Consider the following 8,638-nt stretch of genomic DNA (forward strand, 5'->3'; position numbering starts at 1 on the left):
CATAGGGTATGGAAGACAGACCCAGGGAACTGAAACATCTAAGTACCTGGAGGAAGAGAAAGCAAATGCGATTTCCTGAGTAGCGGCGAGCGAAACGGAATCTAGCCCAAACCAAGAGGCTTGCCTCTTGGGGTTGTAGGACATTCTATACGGAGTTACAAAGGAACGAGGTAGACGAAGCGACCTGGAAAGGTCCGTCACAGAGGGTAATAACCCCGTAGTCGAAACTTCGTTCTCTCTTGAATGTATCCTGAGTACGGCGGAACACGTGAAATTCCGTCGGAATCTGGGAGGACCATCTCCCAAGGCTAAATACTCCCTAGTGATCGATAGTGAACCAGTACCGTGAGGGAAAGGTGAAAAGCACCCCGGAAGGGGAGTGAAAGAGATCCTGAAACCGTGTGCCTACAAATAGTCAGAGCCCGTTAATGGGTGATGGCGTGCCTTTTGTAGAATGAACCGGCGAGTTACGATCCCGTGCAAGGTTAAGCTGAAGAGGCGGAGCCGCAGCGAAAGCGAGTCTGAATAGGGCGTTTAGTACGTGGTCGTAGACCCGAAACCAGGTGATCTACCCATGTCCAGGGTGAAGTTCAGGTAACACTGAATGGAGGCCCGAACCCACGCACGTTGAAAAGTGCGGGGATGAGGTGTGGGTAGCGGAGAAATTCCAATCGAACCTGGAGATAGCTGGTTCTCCCCGAAATAGCTTTAGGGCTAGCCTTAAGTGTAAGAGTCTTGGAGGTAGAGCACTGATTGAACTAGGGGTCCTCATCGGATTACCGAATTCAGTCAAACTCCGAATGCCAATGACTTATCCTTAGGAGTCAGACTGCGAGTGATAAGATCCGTAGTCAAGAGGGAAACAGCCCAGATCGCCAGCTAAGGTCCCAAAGTGTGTATTAAGTGGAAAAGGATGTGGAGTTGCTTAGACAACTAGGATGTTGGCTCAGAAGCAGCCACCATTTAAAGAGTGCGTAATAGCTCACTAGTCGAGTGACTCTGCGCCGAAAATGTACCGGGGCTAAATACACCACCGAAGCTGCGAATTGATACCAATGGTATCAGTGGTAGGGGAGCGTTCTAAGTGCAGTGAAGTCAGACCGGAAGGACTGGTGGAGCGCTTAGAAGTGAGAATGCCGGTATGAGTAGCGAAAGACGGGTGAGAATCCCGTCCACCGAATGCCTAAGGTTTCCTGAGGAAGGCTCGTCCGCTCAGGGTTAGTCAGGACCTAAGCCGAGGCCGACAGGCGTAGGCGATGGACAACAGGTTGATATTCCTGTACCACCTCTTTATCGTTTGAGCAATGGAGGGACGCAGAAGGATAGAAGAAGCGTGCGATTGGTTGTGCACGTCCAAGCAGTTAGGCTGATAAGTAGGCAAATCCGCTTATCGTGAAGGCTGAGCTGTGATGGGGAAGCTCCTTATGGAGCGAAGTCTTTGATTCCCCGCTGCCAAGAAAAGCTTCTAGCGAGATAAAAGGTGCCTGTACCGCAAACCGACACAGGTAGGCGAGGAGAGAATCCTAAGGTGTGCGAGAGAACTCTGGTTAAGGAACTCGGCAAAATGACCCCGTAACTTCGGGAGAAGGGGTGCTTTCTTAACGGAAAGCCGCAGTGAATAGGCCCAAGCGACTGTTTAGCAAAAACACAGGTCTCTGCGAAGCCGTAAGGCGAAGTATAGGGGCTGACACCTGCCCGGTGCTGGAAGGTTAAGGAGAGGGGTTAGCGTAAGCGAAGCTCTGAACTGAAGCCCCAGTAAACGGCGGCCGTAACTATAACGGTCCTAAGGTAGCGAAATTCCTTGTCGGGTAAGTTCCGACCCGCACGAAAGGTGTAACGATTTGGGCACTGTCTCAACCAGAGACTCGGTGAAATTATAGTACCTGTGAAGATGCAGGTTACCCGCGACAGGACGGAAAGACCCCGTGGAGCTTTACTGTAGCCTGATATTGAATTTTGGTACAGTTTGTACAGGATAGGCGGGAGCCATTGAAACCGGAGCGCTAGCTTCGGTGGAGGCGCTGGTGGGATACCGCCCTGACTGTATTGAAATTCTAACCTACGGGTCTTATCGACCCGGGAGACAGTGTCAGGTGGGCAGTTTGACTGGGGCGGTCGCCTCCTAAAGTGTAACGGAGGCGCCCAAAGGTTCCCTCAGAATGGTTGGAAATCATTCGTAGAGTGCAAAGGCATAAGGGAGCTTGACTGCGAGACCTACAAGTCGAGCAGGGACGAAAGTCGGGCTTAGTGATCCGGTGGTTCCGCATGGAAGGGCCATCGCTCAACGGATAAAAGCTACCCCGGGGATAACAGGCTTATCTCCCCCAAGAGTCCACATCGACGGGGAGGTTTGGCACCTCGATGTCGGCTCATCGCATCCTGGGGCTGTAGTCGGTCCCAAGGGTTGGGCTGTTCGCCCATTAAAGCGGTACGCGAGCTGGGTTCAGAACGTCGTGAGACAGTTCGGTCCCTATCCGTCGTGGGCGCAGGAAATTTGAGAGGAGCTGTCCTTAGTACGAGAGGACCGGGATGGACGCACCGCTGGTGTACCAGTTGTTCTGCCAAGGGCATAGCTGGGTAGCTATGTGCGGAAGGGATAAGTGCTGAAAGCATCTAAGCATGAAGCCCCCCTCAAGATGAGATTTCCCATAGCGTAAGCTAGTAAGATCCCTGAAAGATGATCAGGTTGATAGGTTCGAGGTGGAAGCATGGTGACATGTGGAGCTGACGAATACTAATAGATCGAGGACTTAACCATATAATATGAAGCAATGTTATCTAGTTTTGAAAGAATATAAAAAACTTGTTGACTTTCAAAGGTTAATGAGTTATAATAATTCTTGTCTTAAATGAATATAGTCTGGTAATGATGGCAGAGAGGCCACACCCGTTCCCATACCGAACACGGAAGTTAAGCTCTCTAGCGCCGATGGTAGTTGGGACCTTGTCCCTGTGAGAGTAGGACGTTGCCAGGCAATTCGGAGGATTAGCTCAGCTGGGAGAGCACCTGCCTTACAAGCAGGGGGTCGGCGGTTCGATCCCGTCATCCTCCACCATTTAGCCGACTTAGCTCAATTGGTAGAGCAACTGACTTGTAATCAGTAGGTTGGGGGTTCAAGTCCTCTAGTCGGCACCAGTTTTTAATTGTACGAGCCATTAGCTCAGTTGGTAGAGCATCTGACTTTTAATCAGAGGGTCGAAGGTTCGAATCCTTCATGGCTCACCATTTTAATGAAATATGCGGGTGTGGCGGAATTGGCAGACGCACTAGACTTAGGATCTAGCGCCTTTGGCGTGGGGGTTCGACTCCCTTCACCCGCACTTTTAATAAAATAACTCAAACATGTCTTGCGGAAGTAGTTCAGTGGTAGAATACAACCTTGCCAAGGTTGGGGTCGCGGGTTCGAATCCCGTCTTCCGCTCCAATTTTCAGTATGACATGCCGGGGTGGCGGAACAGGCAGACGCACAGGACTTAAAATCCTGCGGTGGGTGACCACCGTGCGGGTTCGACCCCCGCCCTCGGCACCATATGCGCCCGTAGCTCAATTGGATAGAGCGTTTGACTACGGATCAAGAGGTTAGGGGTTCGACTCCTCTCGGGCGCGTTTTCTTTCGGGAAGTGGCTCAGCTTGGTAGAGCACCTGGTTTGGGACCAGGGGGTCGCAGGTTCAAATCCTGTCTTCCCGATACTTGTTTGGGGCCTTAGCTCAGCTGGGAGAGCGCCTGCCTTGCACGCAGGAGGTCAGCGGTTCGATCCCGCTAGGCTCCACCAAAAAAAGTTCTTTGAAAACTGAACGAAACAAACAACGTGAACGTCAATTTTTATTTTTAGATGCTAGACAAACTAACTTTATTGGAGAGTTTGATCCTGGCTCAGGATGAACGCTGGCGGCGTGCCTAATACATGCAAGTCGAGCGAATGGATTAAGAGCTTGCTCTTATGAAGTTAGCGGCGGACGGGTGAGTAACACGTGGGTAACCTACCCATAAGACTGGGATAACTCCGGGAAACCGGGGCTAATACCGGATAATATTTTGAACTGCATAGTTCGAAATTGAAAGGCGGCTTCGGCTGTCACTTATGGATGGACCCGCGTCGCATTAGCTAGTTGGTGAGGTAACGGCTCACCAAGGCGACGATGCGTAGCCGACCTGAGAGGGTGATCGGCCACACTGGGACTGAGACACGGCCCAGACTCCTACGGGAGGCAGCAGTAGGGAATCTTCCGCAATGGACGAAAGTCTGACGGAGCAACGCCGCGTGAGTGATGAAGGCTTTCGGGTCGTAAAACTCTGTTGTTAGGGAAGAACAAGTGCTAGTTGAATAAGCTGGCACCTTGACGGTACCTAACCAGAAAGCCACGGCTAACTACGTGCCAGCAGCCGCGGTAATACGTAGGTGGCAAGCGTTATCCGGAATTATTGGGCGTAAAGCGCGCGCAGGTGGTTTCTTAAGTCTGATGTGAAAGCCCACGGCTCAACCGTGGAGGGTCATTGGAAACTGGGAGACTTGAGTGCAGAAGAGGAAAGTGGAATTCCATGTGTAGCGGTGAAATGCGTAGAGATATGGAGGAACACCAGTGGCGAAGGCGACTTTCTGGTCTGTAACTGACACTGAGGCGCGAAAGCGTGGGGAGCAAACAGGATTAGATACCCTGGTAGTCCACGCCGTAAACGATGAGTGCTAAGTGTTAGAGGGTTTCCGCCCTTTAGTGCTGAAGTTAACGCATTAAGCACTCCGCCTGGGGAGTACGGCCGCAAGGCTGAAACTCAAAGGAATTGACGGGGGCCCGCACAAGCGGTGGAGCATGTGGTTTAATTCGAAGCAACGCGAAGAACCTTACCAGGTCTTGACATCCTCTGAAAACTCTAGAGATAGAGCTTCTCCTTCGGGAGCAGAGTGACAGGTGGTGCATGGTTGTCGTCAGCTCGTGTCGTGAGATGTTGGGTTAAGTCCCGCAACGAGCGCAACCCTTGATCTTAGTTGCCATCATTAAGTTGGGCACTCTAAGGTGACTGCCGGTGACAAACCGGAGGAAGGTGGGGATGACGTCAAATCATCATGCCCCTTATGACCTGGGCTACACACGTGCTACAATGGACGGTACAAAGAGCTGCAAGACCGCGAGGTGGAGCTAATCTCATAAAACCGTTCTCAGTTCGGATTGTAGGCTGCAACTCGCCTACATGAAGCTGGAATCGCTAGTAATCGCGGATCAGCATGCCGCGGTGAATACGTTCCCGGGCCTTGTACACACCGCCCGTCACACCACGAGAGTTTGTAACACCCGAAGTCGGTGGGGTAACCTTTATGGAGCCAGCCGCCTAAGGTGGGACAGATGATTGGGGTGAAGTCGTAACAAGGTAGCCGTATCGGAAGGTGCGGCTGGATCACCTCCTTTCTATGGAGAATTGATGAACGCAGTTCATCAATAAACGTTGACTTGTTTTGTTTCGTTCAGTTTTGAGAGAACTATCTCTCAAGTTTAAATGTATGTTCTTTGAAAACTAGATAACAGTGTAGCTCATATTTTTTTAATTTTAGTTTGGTTAAGTTAGAAAGGGCGCACGGTGGATGCCTTGACACTAGGAGTCGATGAAGGACGGGACTAACGCCGATATGCTTCGGGGAGCTGTAAGTAAGCTTTGATCCGAAGATTTCCGAATGGGGAAACCCACTATACGTAATGGTATGGTATCCTTACCTGAATACATAGGGTATGGAAGACAGACCCAGGGAACTGAAACATCTAAGTACCTGGAGGAAGAGAAAGCAAATGCGATTTCCTGAGTAGCGGCGAGCGAAACGGAATCTAGCCCAAACCAAGAGGCTTGCCTCTTGGGGTTGTAGGACATTCTATACGGAGTTACAAAGGAACGAGGTAGACGAAGCGACCTGGAAAGGTCCGTCACAGAGGGTAATAACCCCGTAGTCGAAACTTCGTTCTCTCTTGAATGTATCCTGAGTACGGCGGAACACGTGAAATTCCGTCGGAATCTGGGAGGACCATCTCCCAAGGCTAAATACTCCCTAGTGATCGATAGTGAACCAGTACCGTGAGGGAAAGGTGAAAAGCACCCCGGAAGGGGAGTGAAAGAGATCCTGAAACCGTGTGCCTACAAATAGTCAGAGCCCGTTAATGGGTGATGGCGTGCCTTTTGTAGAATGAACCGGCGAGTTACGATCCCGTGCAAGGTTAAGCTGAAGAGGCGGAGCCGCAGCGAAAGCGAGTCTGAATAGGGCGTTTAGTACGTGGTCGTAGACCCGAAACCAGGTGATCTACCCATGTCCAGGGTGAAGTTCAGGTAACACTGAATGGAGGCCCGAACCCACGCACGTTGAAAAGTGCGGGGATGAGGTGTGGGTAGCGGAGAAATTCCAATCGAACCTGGAGATAGCTGGTTCTCCCCGAAATAGCTTTAGGGCTAGCCTTAAGTGTAAGAGTCTTGGAGGTAGAGCACTGATTGAACTAGGGGTCCTCATCGGATTACCGAATTCAGTCAAACTCCGAATGCCAATGACTTATCCTTAGGAGTCAGACTGCGAGTGATAAGATCCGTAGTCAAGAGGGAAACAGCCCAGATCGCCAGCTAAGGTCCCAAAGTGTGTATTAAGTGGAAAAGGATGTGGAGTTGCTTAGACAACTAGGATGTTGGCTCAGAAGCAGCCACCATTTAAAGAGTGCGTAATAGCTCACTAGTCGAGTGACTCTGCGCCGAAAATGTACCGGGGCTAAATACACCACCGAAGCTGCGAATTGATACCAATGGTATCAGTGGTAGGGGAGCGTTCTAAGTGCAGTGAAGTCAGACCGGAAGGACTGGTGGAGCGCTTAGAAGTGAGAATGCCGGTATGAGTAGCGAAAGACGGGTGAGAATCCCGTCCACCGAATGCCTAAGGTTTCCTGAGGAAGGCTCGTCCGCTCAGGGTTAGTCAGGACCTAAGCCGAGGCCGACAGGCGTAGGCGATGGACAACAGGTTGATATTCCTGTACCACCTCTTTATCGTTTGAGCAATGGAGGGACGCAGAAGGATAGAAGAAGCGTGCGATTGGTTGTGCACGTCCAAGCAGTTAGGCTGATAAGTAGGCAAATCCGCTTATCGTGAAGGCTGAGCTGTGATGGGGAAGCTCCTTATGGAGCGAAGTCTTTGATTCCCCGCTGCCAAGAAAAGCTTCTAGCGAGATAAAAGGTGCCTGTACCGCAAACCGACACAGGTAGGCGAGGAGAGAATCCTAAGGTGTGCGAGAGAACTCTGGTTAAGGAACTCGGCAAAATGACCCCGTAACTTCGGGAGAAGGGGTGCTTTCTTAACGGAAAGCCGCAGTGAATAGGCCCAAGCGACTGTTTAGCAAAAACACAGGTCTCTGCGAAGCCGTAAGGCGAAGTATAGGGGCTGACACCTGCCCGGTGCTGGAAGGTTAAGGAGAGGGGTTAGCGTAAGCGAAGCTCTGAACTGAAGCCCCAGTAAACGGCGGCCGTAACTATAACGGTCCTAAGGTAGCGAAATTCCTTGTCGGGTAAGTTCCGACCCGCACGAAAGGTGTAACGATTTGGGCACTGTCTCAACCAGAGACTCGGTGAAATTATAGTACCTGTGAAGATGCAGGTTACCCGCGACAGGACGGAAAGACCCCGTGGAGCTTTACTGTAGCCTGATATTGAATTTTGGTACAGTTTGTACAGGATAGGCGGGAGCCATTGAAACCGGAGCGCTAGCTTCGGTGGAGGCGCTGGTGGGATACCGCCCTGACTGTATTGAAATTCTAACCTACGGGTCTTATCGACCCGGGAGACAGTGTCAGGTGGGCAGTTTGACTGGGGCGGTCGCCTCCTAAAGTGTAACGGAGGCGCCCAAAGGTTCCCTCAGAATGGTTGGAAATCATTCGTAGAGTGCAAAGGCATAAGGGAGCTTGACTGCGAGACCTACAAGTCGAGCAGGGACGAAAGTCGGGCTTAGTGATCCGGTGGTTCCGCATGGAAGGGCCATCGCTCAACGGATAAAAGCTACCCCGGGGATAACAGGCTTATCTCCCCCAAGAGTCCACATCGACGGGGAGGTTTGGCACCTCGATGTCGGCTCATCGCATCCTGGGGCTGTAGTCGGTCCCAAGGGTTGGGCTGTTCGCCCATTAAAGCGGTACGCGAGCTGGGTTCAGAACGTCGTGAGACAGTTCGGTCCCTATCCGTCGTGGGCGCAGGAAATTTGAGAGGAGCTGTCCTTAGTACGAGAGGACCGGGATGGACGCACCGCTGGTGTACCAGTTGTTCTGCCAAGGGCATAGCTGGGTAGCTATGTGCGGAAGGGATAAGTGCTGAAAGCATCTAAGCATGAAGCCCCCCTCAAGATGAGATTTCCCATAGCGTAAGCTAGTAAGATCCCTGAAAGATGATCAGGTTGATAGGTTCGAGGTGGAAGCATGGTGACATGTGGAGCTGACGAATACTAATAGATCGAGGACTTAACCATATAATATGAAGCAAATGTTATCTAGTTTTGAAGGAATATACCTTCATAGTTTGGTGATGATGGCAGAGAGGTCACACCCGTTCCCATACCGAACACGGAAGTTAAGCTCTCTAGCGCCGATGGTAGTTGGGACCTTGTCCCTGTGAGAGTAGGACGTCGCCAAGCA

General features: G+C 51.3%; 9 tRNA genes and 5 rRNA genes (1 of these 14 running past the window's edge). All 14 read left to right on the forward strand.

Annotated elements, in window-relative coordinates:
- Positions 1–2,758: ribosomal RNA gene (locus JFT89_RS19025) — 23S ribosomal RNA — on the forward strand (it extends 164 nt beyond the left edge of the window).
- A 101-nt stretch (positions 2,759–2,859) separates the two neighbouring features.
- Positions 2,860–2,975, forward strand: a 5S ribosomal RNA gene (rrf, locus tag JFT89_RS19030).
- Positions 2,976–2,980: 5 nt separating this feature from the next.
- A tRNA-Val gene (locus tag JFT89_RS19035) sits at positions 2,981–3,056 on the forward strand.
- Between the two features lie 4 nt (positions 3,057–3,060).
- A tRNA-Thr gene (locus tag JFT89_RS19040) sits at positions 3,061–3,136 on the forward strand.
- 14 nt (positions 3,137–3,150) lie between these two features.
- Positions 3,151–3,226 (forward strand) — tRNA-Lys (locus tag JFT89_RS19045).
- Positions 3,227–3,240: 14 nt separating this feature from the next.
- A tRNA-Leu gene (locus JFT89_RS19050) sits at positions 3,241–3,321 on the forward strand.
- A gap of 29 nt (positions 3,322–3,350) precedes the next feature.
- Positions 3,351–3,425: transfer RNA gene (locus JFT89_RS19055), tRNA-Gly, on the forward strand.
- 16 nt (positions 3,426–3,441) lie between these two features.
- Positions 3,442–3,530, forward strand: a tRNA-Leu gene (locus JFT89_RS19060).
- A gap of 3 nt (positions 3,531–3,533) precedes the next feature.
- A tRNA-Arg gene (locus tag JFT89_RS19065) sits at positions 3,534–3,607 on the forward strand.
- Between the two features lie 8 nt (positions 3,608–3,615).
- Positions 3,616–3,689, forward strand: a tRNA-Pro gene (locus JFT89_RS19070).
- A gap of 9 nt (positions 3,690–3,698) precedes the next feature.
- Positions 3,699–3,774, forward strand: a tRNA-Ala gene (locus JFT89_RS19075).
- A gap of 78 nt (positions 3,775–3,852) precedes the next feature.
- Positions 3,853–5,404, forward strand: a 16S ribosomal RNA gene (locus JFT89_RS19080).
- Between the two features lie 146 nt (positions 5,405–5,550).
- Positions 5,551–8,472: ribosomal RNA gene (locus JFT89_RS19085) — 23S ribosomal RNA — on the forward strand.
- Between the two features lie 49 nt (positions 8,473–8,521).
- A 5S ribosomal RNA gene (rrf, locus tag JFT89_RS19090) occupies positions 8,522–8,637 on the forward strand.
- The 16S, 23S and 5S rRNA genes sit together here with 9 tRNA genes alongside, the layout of an rRNA operon.
- Position 8,638 lies beyond the last annotated feature (1 nt).

This window comes from Bacillus sp. TH25 (genome assembly GCF_016650935.1).
In the GTDB taxonomy this organism is placed as follows: domain Bacteria; phylum Bacillota; class Bacilli; order Bacillales; family Bacillaceae_G; genus Bacillus_A; species Bacillus_A mycoides.